This is a genomic window from Marinifilum sp. JC120, from assembly GCA_004923195.1.
Taxonomy (GTDB): domain Bacteria; phylum Desulfobacterota; class Desulfovibrionia; order Desulfovibrionales; family Desulfovibrionaceae; genus Maridesulfovibrio.
In genome coordinates this window covers 1-476 of record RDSB01000182.1, presented here as the reverse complement: position 1 = coordinate 476, position 476 = coordinate 1, and the positions used below count along the sequence as shown (strand labels likewise).

Genomic DNA, 476 nt, shown 5'->3' with positions numbered 1-476 from the left:
CATGGAATGTTCTTCCATTTGTTTGTATCCTCTTTAATTCCGTTAAGCAGTGGATTGTAGTCCTCCTTGAAGAGGTCCTTMACATCCCTTGTARGTTGGATTCCTAGGTATTTTATTCTCTTTGWWGCAATTGTGAATGGGAGTTCACTCATGATTTGGCTCTCTGTTTGYCTGTTRTTGGTGTATARGAATGYYTGTGATTTTTGYACATTGATTTTSTATCCTGAGACTTTGCTGAAGTTGMTTATCRGCTTAAGGAGATTTKGRGCTGAGACRATRGGGTTTTCTARATATACAATCATGTCATCTGCAAACAGGGACAATTTGACTTYSTSTTTTCCTAATTGAATACCCTTTATTTCCTTCTCCTGCCTAATTGCCCTGGCCAGAACTTCCAACACTATGTTGAATAGGAGTGGTGAGAGAGGGCATCCATGTCTTGTATTGGTTTTCAAAGGGAATGCTTCCAGCTTTTG

Annotated in this window: 1 protein-coding gene; it reads right to left on the bottom strand. The window is 39.1% G+C overall.

Annotated elements, in window-relative coordinates; all coding sequences use genetic code 11:
* Positions 1-476, bottom strand: a 476-nt coding sequence (locus D0S45_20815) for an endonuclease (protein ID TIH05234.1), incomplete at both ends; no start/stop codon positions are given.